Below are 14,513 nucleotides of genomic sequence, written 5' to 3'. Positions count from 1 at the left end.
CCTATTTTATGCCATATCTTTAAGTTTGAGAGCAGCTTCTTCGGCAAAATACGTCCAAATACCATCTGCACCTGCACGGCGGCAACTCATTAGAGATTCAATAATCACACTGTCCGACAACCAGCCATTTTGAATCGCTGCAGCAAGCATGGCGTATTCACCACTCACTTGATAAACAAAGGTGGGCACACCAAAGTTATCTTTCACTTCACGTACAATGTCTAAATAAGGCATGCCTGGTTTTACAATCACCATGTCTGCACCTTCTTGAATATCCAGTGCAATTTCATGCAGGGCTTCAGCACGGTTGCCAATATCCATTTGATAATTGTATTTGTTGCCGCCTTTTAGGTTACTCGAAGAACCAACGGCATCACGGAACGGACCGTAAAAGCTAGAGGCGTATTTGGCAGAGTAGGCCATGATAGAGGTATAAATATGTCCGTTGCTTTCGAGCGCCTGACGAATCGCCCCAATACGACCATCCATCATATCACTTGGCGCAACGACATCTGCACCCGCTTCGGCATGGCTTAATGCCTGTTTAATTAGACATTCAACGGTTTCATCATTCAATACATAGCCTGTGTCATCAATAATGCCATCTTGACCATGCGTGGTGTATGGGTCGAGTGCACCATCGGTAATCAGAACCATTTCTGGTAATTCTTTTTTCAGCAGACGTAGCGTGTTTTGCACCAAGCCATCTTCACGCCATGCAGCTTCTGCGTTTAGGCTCTTATCTTCTTGTGGCGTGACTGGAAATAAGGCCAGTTTAGATACACCTAGCTGCATTAAACGCTCGGCTTTTTTGAGTAATAAGTCTCCCGATAAACGCTGAATGTTCGGCATGCTTGGAATAACTTGGGTTTGATTTTTTCCTGGTAAAACAAATACAGGATAAATCAAGTGATCTGTGCTTAAGTGAGTTTCGCGAACCATGGCGCGTAATTGATCATTTTTACGGATACGACGCATACGAGTGGCAGGAAATGCAGGGCGATTGAACGTATAGGTCATAAAAATCTCACTGATCGGTATTAAACTAGACAACTATTGTAGCCCCTTAAATTTCATTTGGGCATACATTGAGTTTTTTTATTGTTGGTAAATTGAGTTATTTGGACTTTTGGGCACGTTATGAATAATGCAGAGCAAAATTGGACTGGGAATATACATTTAGGCGCGAAAGTCGATATTGATATCGTGCTAAGACAATTGGTCAATGCATTTAATGAATCGCCATTTTTTCAACACAATGGCATGAGCATGCGTGTGGTAGATGGTCAAATTGAAGCATATATTGAGATGCGACCGTATATGATAGGCAATGTGGCATTTCAAATTTTACATGGTGGCGTTGCTGCAACCATTTTGGATAGTGTGGGTGGTATTGTGGCGATGGGTGAGTTATATAAAAGTAGTAAACCTGATAATTTGCCCGACACCATAAAAAAAGTCACCCGTTTGGCTACAGTAGATATGCGGGTGGATTATTTAGCGCCGGGACGTGGCAAGTATTTTATTGCCCGTGCGGAAACTTTACGTTTAGGGCGTAAAGGTTGCACTATGCGTATGACGATGGTGAATGATGAAGATAAACCCATTGCAACGGCAATAGCGTCTTATGCCTATTAAAATCTAAGCTAGGGCGCAAACCATTGTATTTTAGCTAGGTGTTTATTCCCAGATTTAAATGCTGCCAGATAAGTCTATTCCATACGGTTCACTTGCTCAAAATACCTTTCTGTAAATGTCTTCACGCGGTTGATGGTCAAGGCACGCCAGTTGATTGAGAAGTTTTATACTGGTTTTAATTAAATAATACACTTCAAAATGTGACTTTATTTCTGAAAATTATTGCTGAAAAAGCTTTTACAAATAGGTACGTGCAACAAAGCCCTTTTAAACTCAATTATTTTCAGGAAGGTTAGCCTTTCGACTTAACCTTCTTTTAGATCAATCAGGACTTCATTTAATCTTGGCATTTTTTGGGAAATACTACCTAAATTTAAAGGTTGCCCGTAATACCGCTTGCCGAGATTCACCTTGAGACACCGCTAAATTATTTACACTGGCTGTGTAGTAGGTTTTGTCTAAGATATTATTTAAATTAAATTGGAAAGTGACCGCTTGTTTAGCAATGGTCGTGTCATAACTTACAAAGGCATTGGCAAGCGCATAATCAGGCAGGTCAAAGGTATTTTCCGAATCGCCAGCACGTTTGCCTACATAGTTACCGCTTATACCGAAAACGTAAATTACCGTTGTAAAGTTCGCCATACTCATACGCTAGTGCCAAAGATGCAGTATTTTTTGCCACATTCATTAGGCGATTGCCTTCAAGGCCAGTTTCATCTTCAGTTACTTTCGCATCTGTATAGGCATAGGTCAGGGTCGCATCAAGCTGATCGGTTACACGTCCTGTCAGGTCAAGTTCCGCACCTTTAGAACGCACTGCACCTGTCGTATGCAATTCGACTTCATTGGTCGATGAGTTCGTCACTTTAGCTAAGACATTACGCTTTTTAATATCATAGAGGGCAAAGTTGGCTTTAATACGGTCATTTAACTCATATTTCGCGCCAACTTCATAAGACTTGGCTTGTTCAGGTTGAACATCAGAGTCAATAACCGCATTGCCCAAGGGAGCGATTGTAGAGTTCGGTTTAAGTGACTCAGTATAACTGCCATAGAATGAAAGCTGATCATTCCATTTATAGACTAAACCTGCATGTGGAAGCCAAGCATCATCGTTAGTGTTGGTGTTCTCTTTAAACGGTCTGCCACGACCAGCATTCTGTTGATAGTTCAGGTAACGTCCACCCAGTACAGCAATCCATTTTTCATTTAAGTGAATTGCATCTTGCACATAAAAACCATAGGTATGCAGTTTATCGGTTTGGTCACTATCTGACGCGACCACATTTTGAGATGCTTCAACAGTTGCATAACTTGGATTTAAATAATCTAATGTTGAGCTGCTGCCACGAACCATATCTGGACGGAAATATTTACGGTATTCGATGTCTGAACCAAGTTGAATATCATGCTTTAAACCAAACAGATGGGTTGAACCATTGATGTAGGCTTGAGCATTACTATCTTCACTCTGAGCATTTAAAGTCGCATCGGTACGGCGTGTCACGGTGTGATTGGTAGTATCTAATTTGGTTATGCGTAACTGGTTAGCATCATAAGTTTCGTAGTTGTAGGTATAGCCTAAGTGAGCTGACCAGTTGTCATTAATCTGGTGGTCAACTAACAATTGAGCCAAATGATCTTCGCCTTTCATTTGGTTAAATGCTTCATCTAGACGTTGATATTTAGAGATCGGTAGGGCTTTATTGGTTTTTGGGTCAAAAACGGTAGAGCGGTCAAAAGGTACATCAAAGTGACGATATTGATAACTCAGGTTCACTTTAGTTTGACCATTATCCCATGCGACAGATGGAGCAATTAAAGTCTGTTTGAGATTACCAAAATTACGCCAGTAGTCTGCATCGGAATGATCTGCAATAAAGCGATAAGCAAAATTACTGTCACCAATTGCACCCGTAGTATCTATGCTTGCACCTAAGCCATTTTTACCTGCTGCATAGCTTGAACCGTAAACGGAAAGTTCAGTTTTCTGAGTCGTCTCAGGTTTTTTTGTAATGACATTGATTACACCACCCGGGTCCATAATGCCATAGAGCAATGAAGAAGGACCTTTTAATACTTCAACTTGTTCAACTGCCGCATTCATGGTTCGGCCTTGCACAATAGGCATACCATTTACGGTAATTGAACCGTCACGGTTATCACCAAAGCCGCGTTTCATGACCGTGTCTTGTGTGCCCCCTAAAGTATTACCCTGTGTAATGCCGCTGACTTGAGTCAGTGCATTGTCCAAGTTCGCAGGTAAATAATCTTTCATGTATTGCTTAGATACAACGTTAACAGTTTGGGGGCTTTCTAGATTTTTTTGTTTGCCTCTGAGGGTCGACGCCGTTTGTGTTGCGATATAACTTGAGTCTGCTTCAGCCTGAACTTTAATCGTTTCTAGTTGTTGCGGTTGAATCACGGTTGCTTCTGCCCAAGACATCATTGGGATGAAGGATAAAATTAAGCAGCTACTATGTTTTAAAATTTCAACAGTAATTAAATTTTTACGTGGGGAGAAAGCAAACATACGTATACCTAAGTAATATAAAAACATGAAAGGCAAAAAAAGAGCGACGATTCAGTGAGGAACAGGATTGCCGACTAGGCTCAAAAAAGTGTGTAAAGTATATATAAATGAGACTCATTTGCAATGACTTGCCAGCAACAAAGCTGCAGGAATAATTAGCGGCCGTTTATATTTATGGTTCACAATTAAATCTATACAGTTAGCTAGAAAAATATAGCTCTTAACCGTGGGGGTAACTCAAGTTTGCTCACAGGCAACATATTTTGTTTTTTGCCTTGTTGCAGACAATTTGTATGACTTCAAGTGGGTTGTAGTCCATAGGTCCAGTGACCTTTGCAAAATCGTAAATGTCACGACACATAGCACGGATGCGGTTCACTTGTTCATAAATCTTATGTTCTTGTTGTATCCCTTTTAAATGATTCATCCATTCAATCGGACGGATAGAGGTATATAGGCGTTTACCAAAAACAGGGTAGATATGTTTTTCTAATGCTCCCTTATTTCGAGTCATAGTGTCAGCGACCCATCTATTTTGTTTGGTATCTAACCATTCCTTTGCCGATACTTCAAAAGTGGCATTGTTATCTTCAAGTTCTTTCCGCTTTCGTTCCTGTTTGGTGATGATAGGATTTTCACCTTTACTAATATCCGTAATGAGTTCTTGTGCCTTTTTTCGTGCTAGTTGCCCACTTATTTCAGGATAGCCACCAATACCTAACCACGACCATTTACCATCAGGCTTTTTATATCTTAATTGCCAAGATTTATTTCCATCAGGTTTGACACGGAAATATAAGCCTTTACCGTCTAGCTCTCGATATTCTTTTGATTCAGGTTCAAGGTTTGCAAGAGCAGTATCAGATAAAGGACGGCGTTTTATTTCTTCTCTTTTCATTTCCTTGTATCCCTGCGGTTTCAATTTTTCTTCAAGGATACACGTAGGGATACACGGCGAGCAATACTATATAAAGTTAAGATCAGTTATATATAGGCAAGAAAAAAGGCTTAAACCATTACAGTTCAAGCCTTTACGTCTTATATATCGCTAAATGAAGTGATATAAATTTATGAATTTGGTGGGGTGGCGTCAATTGAACAAATTTAATAAGTATATGTTTTATATAAATTAAAATTTATACAAAAATCACAGTGTACACCACAGTGTACAAATTATATGTTGCTAGGCTGTTTTTCTTGTCGGGTTTGGTGGGGGAAAGGGGAGTCCAACTCAGGATTTAAACTCGCTCGCACGCCCACGCTTTTTTTAATTCTCTAGCACTTCAACAATTGTTTGCTGTGTTTTTTCGCTGCCATTATTTGAGTGAGGCGAAATTGAGTATTGAAGCTGCTCCCCTTATTGGTGGCTCAGGTATGGTCATCTTGACCAATGGGGGGGGGAGTCCAATGTTCAGGCTGTTTGTAGCAGTAAACCGCCCGAATAATCACACTGTAACTCTATTGGGATTTTAAAGGTCAAAACCACACTTTAACTCGCTCCCTCGCGTGCGCGCGCGTAGTTGTTGCGAAATGCAAAATTGCGCTGTCATGCTGTTAATAAATGATAAGGCTTGGACTACTGCTTAAATCCTAAGTAATCCTAAGGTCAAAACCTTATAAAACCTGATATTCAAAATGCCGCCCTTTCAGATTTGGAATCCAGTAGGGGCATTTGCGAAACAATCCTATGAAAGATAAAAAACGGTTCAATTTCCCGCCCTATAAAAAGAGGTTCACATGAATGATTTAACGCTACTCAATTCAGATTTAGATTTAGATTTAACGCTACTAGATGATGAAGCATTTACTGCTGATCTAGTGGCATTTGCTGAAAAGCTAGAACAACAATGGCATGAATTACTAGCAGAACAATCAACACTACTTGCACTCCTATAAAAAGAGATGCAAGCGTGTAGCTATCAGGCTTGTGGCTATGCTGCATTTTGCAAGCTCATCATTCCCATGATGGTTTTAAACCATGTCTATTCATAAAGGCATGAAAGTTTGCAATGCAATATTGCTCTGACTTTCGTTCTAGTTCGTCATGCCTCTGTACCAATCTGTTATAGGTTGAATGGTGCATCCCTTTAGGCTTCAACTTATGCCACGACTTCATAAATGCGGTGTCATACTGCCAGTTAAGTTTATTCCTGATTTTATACATGCCGACTCTGGTGCTTTCTAGTTTGCAACTCTGCTGTGTGCTGTAGTTCAGTTTGTGGCAAGTTCTACAGAAAAACATTGAATTGCGTAGGTATAGCTTTGCAACTCGCTTAAAACACTTTGGGCAATTGAACCAATACCGCTTGCCGCCGTAGTTGCATGGTGTGGTGACAACATTCACTAAATAGCGGTGCTGCTGCTCGTTGCATGTGTAGCTTAATACTAAACCGCCGTTATCGTAGTGATATGTTATAGATGAAAATACTTCTTGAGAGTCGCCTTTTCGCCACACCCATGAGCCGCCACCGCCACCATTAAATACTTTATATCGAGCCATAGTGCGGCTGTCCAAGCTCAAACAATCTTCAATTTGACCGTGTGTTTTTTCCATTGATAACCTCGCTTTAATTGATAGGTATTAAATCAGGCTCAATGCCTTATGTACTCTGTGTTTCAGTCATTTTACAGTGTTTTTCAATATGAGATTTCACTAATGATTTAGGTTGGCAATCAAGGTCTAGGTTTTGTCTAATTAGACTTTGCCGATCTAATGCGGTCTAAGATGCCCAGTTATCAAGTAATACTTGAATACTGAATTACAGCCAAAAAAATACCCATACTGGGGAGTATGGGCAAAACTAAAAACTACAGCGATTTTTCTACATCAATTATAAAACAGTTTACTGCTCACTTGCTTTGCAGTTGGTCGGAAAGTGAAGTGCATCATAGCAATTGCAGAACATCGGCTTTTATTTCTGTGACTTCCCGATCTGCACCGCTCTGGTCTTTCCACTTCCTTGTACGCAAGCTGCCCTCGATATAAACCTTGCTGCCTTTCTTGAGGTACTTGCTAGCAATCTCGGCTAAACGGTTGTTAGTGCTGATTCTGTGCCATTCTGTAGCCTCTTTGCGCTCTCCAGTGGTTTTGTCTTTCCAGTGTTCAGTAGTCGCCACGCTAAAATTGGTACCGCTACCGCCGTTTGGAAAGTTCTTAGTTTCAGGGTCACGACCTAGTACACCCATCACGATTGCTTTGTTCACATTTGGCATTGTTCAATTCTCAAATATATTTCATTTATCTAAAAAGCTGACTAAATGACTAAATTGCTCTGTATGCCTTTATATATAAGGCTTTGCGTTCAGTAGTCACTAAATATCACAATGACTAAGTGACTAAATGAATATAGTTTTTAGTCATCCACTTAGTCATTTAGTCAAAGCCATTTTTGCTGACTGCTAAGTGAAAAGCCTTGTCCTGTAAGGCTTACAGCTTAACTTAGTCACTTAGTCACGATTCCAGTAATAAAGGGTTAATAACAACGTATCGGGTACGCCCTAGTGATTCAATCTTGATATGGTGTGAATCCTCTAGTTGCTGAATAACCATTTCCAAGAGGTTTTTGTTTTTCTGCATCGGTCTAGGGCATGAGGTTTGTATATATGAGTAAGTGAGTCTGTCTGTTTTTTGCTGCACACATTTACCGACAAGCCACTTAATCAGTTTTTCAGCATCACTTTCCGCTTTAACCTCAATTTCTGCATACATTGCCCATTCATTTAATGAATGTTTGACGACCTCACAAGCTCCTTTTAGGGTTTTACCATCAATCTGTTGCAATCCCTCAAAATAAGCAAATACCGTTGCTAAACGGCGTGCCAATTGGCTTGCACGGCTCGCAAACGCTTGTAGGTACTCAAAACGCTTTCCTACACGTTGTAGCGACTCAATGACGTTATAAAACTCTGTATCAATCGCTATGGCTTCCTCATTCATAGGAATGACATAACGCCCATTATGCAACTCATGCTCTGTCTGCACCTGTGGGCAGCTATCGAGCAATGATTCGCACCGTGTCCAATAAGCAATAAGCCTGTGGTCTTTGTTGGCGTTTTTGTTGCGATATGCTGCATTTTGTAGGCGTGTGCCTGCCAAGTTTTCAGGAATAGTTAATATGAATCTAGGCAAAAAGCCTTGCCCTCTTAGCACTGGGTCTTTTAAGGCATTGTCTAAAACTTCACGCTGCCCTTGTAGATTAAACGTCACTCGAACGTCATGCGCCCGACCACTGCCATTGAGGTTTGACTTTGAGCGTGTACGTTCCACATATCCATCATCAAACAATTTTGTATAACCGCCTAATGCTTGGTTACGTGTATCGGCTTTCATGGTATGCCCACCGAAAAATTGCCCTGCTTCATCACTTGAGATTGAAGCATTTTGCAAGATTCCATCAATAAACAATCCTGCAATAGATTCAAGGGTAATGTCACTGTATAGGGTGCTTGGGTCATTCGGTGGTGGATTCTCTGCACAGTACGCCTCACGGTCTTTTTTTGGCAATCCTGCTTGCCCACTTTTCCATTGCTCTAACTCGGTTCGATATATTTCGTACTGCTTGCGCTCATATTCCAAAATCGCCCGATCTGCTAGATTTTTGCTTGTACTCTTACGGCTGCCACTTTGCCCCTCTGTGAGTAAAAATAGGCTGCATGGCTCGCCGTGTGCTTTGAATCTATCGGGTGCATTTACTTTAGCTTGGGCAATATGTGACATTGCACCAATAACACATTGAGCAGTCATGGCTATGGGTGATTGCACATGCTCGGAAATAGCCAAAACCGCTTCTTTTGCCAATAAGGGCAGTGCATCAATAGGGTAAGGGTTGCTTGCTGCTGATTCCTCTTGTTGTAGTGGCAGCAACTCGCCCCAGTGTTGAGAATCTGCATCTTGATTGAATGCACCTGATTCAATAATTTGCTTCCGTTTCTCAAGAAAAAACATTTCTATTTGTTGAGAGGTAAACGCTCTAAAAGAGTCATCAACTTGAACAAATAAATCAGCGTTGTTTACTGGGGTAGACTTGCCTGCAATCAATCTAAAAACATTTTCAGGCATACCACTGTTTAAAATCTTGTACGCTTCATCTAAACTTTGATGCAGCAAAACCGCTTTGCCTGCCTTAGCAAGTTGAATAAATAAATCCATATCATTTGTACCGACTACATACGATAAATGAGGTTTATTTAAACCACTTGCAAACAATCCTTTTTTACCAATAATGAATGACACTTGTTGGCTGTCTATTTCTTTAAATGGTGTTGTGGTGGTGTCGTATTTTCTTGCTGTACCTCTGATTGCATAGCCTATAACCTCGCTCAATTGGGTTGGATTTATGAGCGTGTAGGCTTCGCAATTTTCACAGTTATAACTAGGCAATTTAGAACAAATATAGCTCTCAGGCTTAACTTTGAAATTGTGCTCATCAATACAATTTGGCGCAAAATCTTCTAGCTGAAAAAACTCTACCCGATGCCCTGTTACTGGGTCGATATTCACCACTATAGGCGTTGGCTTATTTAAAATATCAGGGTGTTTTGCATTCATACTTCACCCCCTTTTATTCTTTCCCATTCCTCACGGTAGCGTTCAGCTTGTTCTTTGTGACAATTTGCACGGTGTTCAGCAAGGTATTGGTGCATACCTAAGATTTCATCAAGCTGTATGAAGTGATACTCGGTTTCTACTCCGATCTGCTCTAGTTCAGCTTTGATTTTTTTAATGTGTAAATTTAGGTCATGCAGTCCCATTGCTGCCCAACTTAACCCCTCTGCTGCCAGTGCATTTACGTCTTGCATATCGCCAGCATGGTATTGGTGAGGGATAGCTTTAGTGTTTTGATTAGGCATGATGATTGCCTCCTTTTACTTTTGAGTTGAGATTCACGCTAATCTGAGAAATTAGGGTGAGGGGATTCACTCTCGGTGTAAAAGTACCGCCCGACATATTCGCCATTGATGACTTATTTTGTCGTGTCATCCCCTCATAGAGGGATTGCAGCCTTGTATGCGTAGCTGTAACGCTTGCGCTTGTTTTCTGCGCAGCTTGAGAAGCTTTGCAAAACTTGGGCACAATAAAACCACAATGACGCTGTGGGGTGACGCTTTTACTTTTTGAGAGGTCTACAGCATAAACAGAACGGCTTAGAGTTGCAATAACAAAGCAAAACAAAACAAAGCACATGCCTAAAAGTAGTCCTCTAAACATTTCTAAAAATAATTCTTTCATGCTCACAACTCCTCTTGAATAATCTCTAGGACTTCAATCATCTGTGCTTTGATTTCTGTCATTGAGAAGTTTTTTCCCTCCTCAATATCAATAATTAAACCGACTGCAACATCATAGATATTCGCTAACCGCAATTCGTCATCTGTAAAGGGGAGGTCATCCACCACGCTTGCAGATTTAAAATCTATAATTTCGCTCATGCTGCCACCTCACTGCACACGGTTAAAATTAGAGTTCGGATTAATCAAAACCCCATCATTCGATAAACCGACCTTTTGGCGGTTATCCATCATCTGCAATAAATGCTGCTCTGCTTCTTCAAAGCTAATGCCAAAATGCTTTGCAATGCCCTCTAGGCGGTACATAGGCTCGCCGTCATCCGTGTAACCGCTTGGCGGTGGCAATAGGTTTAATTCCTTAGCCTTTTGGTGCATTTCCTCTTTGATATGCTCAGGCGTGTAGTGCATTGTTAAAATAAGGGCCTGCTCGGTGATGGGGTGGTGTTCTCCGTACTGCTCACGCATTGCTTTGTAGTGGTCAAAGGCTTTAAAAAATTCAGGGTCTACATACTCAATCATGGTGTAACCCCTCAAAAGCAATCTGCAAATTTGCTTTGCATGTTTCAATGCGGACGGCGTTTAAATGCTTTTCATGCTTACGGCGGTGCATACCCAGGCTGTGAAATGTGCCTTTGTCCTTTGATACCTTTTCTTGCATACAAAGGCGGTTAAGTTCTTCATAGGCTGTCTGCCGTGCTGAATAGCTCCCAGTCTTACGGATGGTCGGCAATACGTCCTTGAATACCCAATCTTGAAAGTTCAAGGCTTCTTTTTTATTAGATCGGAAAATAATGCGATATAGATTTTCCTCGCTGATAAAAGTAAGTGACTGCACTCCACTAGTTGTAGGGGATGACATTTTATGTAACCCCCCTGCATCTAAATTGAATCGTTTAGGGTTTTGGTTTTTTATGCCTAATACACCGCATACATCAGCAAGGCAAAATAACGGCTCATTATTGGCATCAAAGGCAATCCGAACGCCATGTTCATTGAAATTAAGAATAGCTGGGTTCATGCTGCCACCTCCCGAAGTTCATAACGTGCATGACTGCCAGTGGTTCGGCTGTTCTTTTCGTGGTGGGTCACAATGTCATAACCTGCATTTCGTAAACGCTGAATAATTGCGCTCAGTCGATAGCAGTTGAAAAGGTCGATAGCCTCAGCTTGTGAAAGGGTTTTTCCTTGTTTAAGGTGTGCTAGGACTTGTTTTAATTGGGTGTTATTCATTGATTAAACCTCCATAGTTGCAAGGCTTAAACGCTGCTTGTTGTGCCACTCTACAAGCTCGGTATAGTCGAAATAGACTGGTGCTTGTTTGGTGTCGCCAGTCTTAATAGGTCGGGGAAAGGTGGCATCTGTACGCACGATATGGCGCAACGACTCACGGCTTACATCAAGTATTTGGCAAGCTGTTTTGAATTGAACACGGATTGGTGTGATAGTCATAAAAAAACCCATACATGAAAAAGTATGGGTTTAGTATTTAAAATATTGTTTTTTTATCATTTCATGCAATGAACATAAAATTGCATTGCAAAAACAGATTATTTCATTTGATTATTTATCAATGCTTTATATAGGCTGTTGGCATTTGCTAAAACTTTCTCTGTACGGCTTTTTGATAATCCTTTAATGCTTCTATGCTCATCTTCAATTCTTAGCAAAATTTTAGATTGTGATTTATTCCCTTTAACTCGTATTTCATTTTGAAGCATCCTCAACAATACCGATATAAGCAGTAAATCACTGTTTGTTAAATTTATTTCCTGATCATTTGTTGCATTTTCCTTTTGAAGAAATTGCATTTTTTTACTTTCAAGCTCTGCAATGTGTGCTTTTAAGTGGTCTATTTCTTCATTTAATTTTTTTACTTTGTTTTTTTCAATAGCCAAGTCCAACTCAAGATTTGCATTTATCTTTTCAAATTCTGCACGTGCTTGTGTTGGTTTCGTATATAGTGGTTCAGCTATTTGGTCATTAAATCCAGCAATAATTATATTTTCACTTGCTAGATATTCCCTAAAACCATCAGCATCTACCTTATAATTAAATACATTTAACTTATTTGCTTCTATTGCAGAACTAATAAAGCTATAAGCCCTTGAGTAATCGGGCGCAATTTCATCAATATCATTATGAGGATATTTTTGTATTTCTAATGGGTCGTAATCCGAAATTATGCAGGCACATTCATCAATACTGAATAGCGGCTGTTTGTATAGGAAAAATTTATACTTATCAGGTCTTGATTCTTGTACAGATTGGAGGGTGACGACTTGGGTTTGAGGCTTCTCTATAATCCCTAAATCCATAATAGGTTTAAAATTAAAAATTTCATGTTTAGCCCAGTAATAGCCAATAATATCAATTTTGATTTTCTGTATTGATTCCTCGCCCTCGAGCCATGCAACGTGTAACCCGTGAATGAGATTTCTAATAGGTGCGTAATCATTGCGTACTTCATGCATTCGATGAAAGCTATCTCGACAATATAGTGTTAGCTCGGTGTCAAAATTATGATGTCCTAAAAACTCTCCAACTTCTTCCCATAAGTTAAAACCACCTTTACTAAGCATTTCGACTATCTCCCATACTTGGAAATAGTCATTCTCAATTAAAGCCTTTTCTTTGCTTAATAAGCTCATGTATGCCTCCCACAGCATCCCCAAAAAGCTGCTAAGCCAATCGGATTGGGTGTCCGACTTTCGGGAGCTAACCTAGACTTAGCAATCTGAATATAAACGATATTAAGCTATATTTGTGCATTTATTGGCTAGTAGTGCGACAAGTCTTGTCACTGTGCTTTTTTGAATTGAATAATGCTCTGGTCTGCAACTTCTTCTAAATGATTGGCGTACCATTGCATCATGCTTGCTCGGTCATCTAAATATTGAGCCTTGTTATACACCCCTGCCACACCGTCCTTTACGTGTGCCAGTGCTGCCTCGATATGACGTTCATCAAAGCCACGATTGTTTAACAAGGTACTCGCAATATGTCTAAATCCGTGTGGAGTTTGTCTGCCCTCATAACCCATACGGCGCAAAGCCATAATGAAAACTGTGTCTGACTTTGGCTTGCTCTTGTCCGATCTGCTCGGAAATAAGTATTCAGAATTGGTTTCATAGCTTTGCAATTCTTTTAATAGGGTAGTGGCTTGAGTTGGCAACGGTACAAGATGCTCACGGCGTTTCTTCATACGTTCAGCAGGGATATTCCATAAGCCTTGCTCTAAATCAAATTCTTGCCACTTGGCTTGTCTTAGTTCAGTTGGTCGGCAAAACAACATAGCTAAAAGCTGCAAGCCTATACGCACATCCATAGTCGGATAATTATTGATAGCTCTTAACAGTGGGGGTAACTCAAGTTCGCTCACATGCAGCATGTTTTGCTTCTTGCCTTGCTGTAAGTATTTTTGAATGCCCTCAACTGGGTTGTAGTCCATACGTCCAGTGACTTTTGCAAAGTCGTAAATGTCACGACACATAGAGCGCATACGGTTCACCTGTTCAATAATACCTTTCTCTTGCTGAATACTTTTTAACAAGTTCATCCATTCAATAGGCTTGATGGTGGTGTACAAGCGTTTCCCGAAAATCGGAAATATATGTTTTTCCAGTGCACCTTTATTTCGGGTCATGGTGTCCTGTACCCATGATTCCTTTTTTGTGTCTAACCATTCACGTGCTAATACTTCAAAAGTAGCACTGTGCTGTTCTACTTCCTGTCGCTTGCGTTCTTGCTTGGTAATGATTGGATTATCGCCGTGTGAAATATCCTTGATTATCTCTCTCGCTTTTTTTCTTGCACCTGCACCCGATAAATCAGGGTATGTGCCAATGCCAAGCCATGACCATTTGCCATCAGCTTTTTTATATCTGAATAGCCATGCTTTTTTACCATCAGGCTTTACACGAAAATATAAGCCATCGCCGTCTAGCTCCCGATATTCTTTTGATTCAGGCTCTAGGTTAGCTAGTACGGTATCTGATAAAGGTCTACGTTTTATTTCTGTTCTTTTCATGGCTTGTACACCAACGGATTCAAT

General features: G+C 40.5%; 15 protein-coding genes and 2 pseudogenes. 2 read left to right on the top strand and 15 right to left on the bottom strand.

Annotated elements, in window-relative coordinates; all coding sequences use genetic code 11:
• Positions 1-6: 6 nt before the first annotated feature.
• Positions 7-1,020: a porphobilinogen synthase gene (gene hemB / locus L6C30_RS05350; protein WP_070154266.1), complete on the bottom strand. Its 1,014-nt coding sequence runs from the start codon at positions 1,018-1,020 to the stop codon at positions 7-9.
• Between the two features lie 120 nt (positions 1,021-1,140).
• On the opposite strand from hemB, the gene L6C30_RS05345 reads away from it, so the two are divergent.
• Complete coding sequence (locus L6C30_RS05345; RefSeq protein ID WP_019838301.1) at positions 1,141-1,638, top strand: thioesterase family protein; 498 nt, start codon at positions 1,141-1,143, stop codon at positions 1,636-1,638.
• Between the two features lie 363 nt (positions 1,639-2,001).
• Here L6C30_RS05345 and L6C30_RS05340 read toward each other — a convergent pair.
• Together L6C30_RS05340 and L6C30_RS05335 are read right to left on the bottom strand one after the other, a co-directional pair.
• Positions 2,002-4,174: pseudogene (locus tag L6C30_RS05340) on the bottom strand (TonB-dependent siderophore receptor).
• Positions 4,175-4,386: 212 nt separating this feature from the next.
• Positions 4,387-5,072, bottom strand: a pseudogene (locus tag L6C30_RS05335) (tyrosine-type recombinase/integrase); the annotation flags it as partial.
• Positions 5,073-5,911: 839 nt separating this feature from the next.
• Here L6C30_RS05335 and L6C30_RS05330 point away from each other — a divergent pair.
• Entirely contained in the window at positions 5,912-6,070 is a 159-nt protein-coding gene (locus tag L6C30_RS05330) for a hypothetical protein (RefSeq protein WP_236162495.1), read from the top strand.
• 58 nt (positions 6,071-6,128) lie between these two features.
• Here L6C30_RS05330 and L6C30_RS05325 read toward each other — a convergent pair whose 3' ends face one another.
• From L6C30_RS05325 to L6C30_RS05270, 12 genes are all read right to left on the bottom strand, one after another.
• Positions 6,129-6,728, bottom strand: a complete 600-nt coding sequence (locus L6C30_RS05325; RefSeq protein ID WP_236162496.1) for a hypothetical protein — start codon at positions 6,726-6,728, stop codon at positions 6,129-6,131.
• Positions 6,729-7,060: 332 nt separating this feature from the next.
• Entirely contained in the window at positions 7,061-7,387 is a 327-nt protein-coding gene (gene ssb, locus L6C30_RS05320) for a single-stranded DNA-binding protein (RefSeq protein WP_308444289.1), read from the bottom strand.
• A gap of 238 nt (positions 7,388-7,625) precedes the next feature.
• Positions 7,626-9,722 (bottom strand): DUF3987 domain-containing protein, encoded by a 2,097-nt coding sequence (locus L6C30_RS05315; RefSeq protein WP_236162497.1) that lies wholly within the window; start codon positions 9,720-9,722, stop codon positions 7,626-7,628.
• Positions 9,719-10,024 carry a hypothetical protein gene (locus L6C30_RS05310; RefSeq protein ID WP_236162498.1) on the bottom strand — a complete coding sequence of 102 codons (306 nt, stop codon included), beginning with the start codon at positions 10,022-10,024 and terminating at the stop codon, positions 9,719-9,721. The genes L6C30_RS05315 and L6C30_RS05310 overlap by 4 nt, the downstream gene beginning before the upstream one ends.
• Entirely contained in the window at positions 10,017-10,358 is a 342-nt protein-coding gene (locus L6C30_RS05305) for a hypothetical protein (RefSeq protein ID WP_236162534.1), read from the bottom strand. Before L6C30_RS05305 ends, L6C30_RS05310 begins: the two co-directional genes overlap by 8 nt.
• 47 nt (positions 10,359-10,405) lie before the next feature.
• Complete coding sequence (locus tag L6C30_RS05300; RefSeq protein WP_236162499.1) at positions 10,406-10,603, bottom strand: hypothetical protein; 198 nt, start codon at positions 10,601-10,603, stop codon at positions 10,406-10,408.
• A gap of 9 nt (positions 10,604-10,612) precedes the next feature.
• Entirely contained in the window at positions 10,613-10,981 is a 369-nt protein-coding gene (locus L6C30_RS05295; RefSeq protein WP_236162500.1) for a hypothetical protein, read from the bottom strand.
• Positions 10,974-11,480 carry a BRO family protein gene (locus L6C30_RS05290; RefSeq protein WP_236162501.1) on the bottom strand — a complete coding sequence of 169 codons (507 nt, stop codon included), beginning with the start codon at positions 11,478-11,480 and terminating at the stop codon, positions 10,974-10,976. The genes L6C30_RS05295 and L6C30_RS05290 overlap by 8 nt, the downstream gene beginning before the upstream one ends.
• The gene (locus L6C30_RS05285; RefSeq protein ID WP_236162502.1) at positions 11,477-11,692 is read right to left on the bottom strand and encodes a helix-turn-helix domain-containing protein; all 216 of its coding nucleotides are present in this window, start codon (positions 11,690-11,692) and stop codon (positions 11,477-11,479) included. The genes L6C30_RS05290 and L6C30_RS05285 overlap by 4 nt, the downstream gene beginning before the upstream one ends.
• A 3-nt stretch (positions 11,693-11,695) precedes the next feature.
• Positions 11,696-11,911, bottom strand: a complete 216-nt coding sequence (locus tag L6C30_RS05280; RefSeq protein WP_236162503.1) for a transcriptional regulator — start codon at positions 11,909-11,911, stop codon at positions 11,696-11,698.
• Between the two features lie 98 nt (positions 11,912-12,009).
• Positions 12,010-13,110, bottom strand: a complete 1,101-nt coding sequence (locus tag L6C30_RS05275; protein WP_236162504.1) for a hypothetical protein — start codon at positions 13,108-13,110, stop codon at positions 12,010-12,012.
• Positions 13,111-13,259: 149 nt separating this feature from the next.
• Entirely contained in the window at positions 13,260-14,489 is a 1,230-nt protein-coding gene (locus L6C30_RS05270) for a tyrosine-type recombinase/integrase (RefSeq protein ID WP_236162505.1), read from the bottom strand.
• Positions 14,490-14,513 lie beyond the last annotated feature (24 nt).

It is taken from the genome of Acinetobacter sp. KAM396, assembly GCF_021602765.1.
In the GTDB taxonomy this organism is placed as follows: Bacteria; Pseudomonadota; Gammaproteobacteria; order Pseudomonadales; family Moraxellaceae; genus Acinetobacter; species Acinetobacter towneri_A.
The sequence above is the reverse complement of the archived record's forward strand: the minus strand, read 5'-3'. Positions and strand labels throughout refer to the sequence as shown.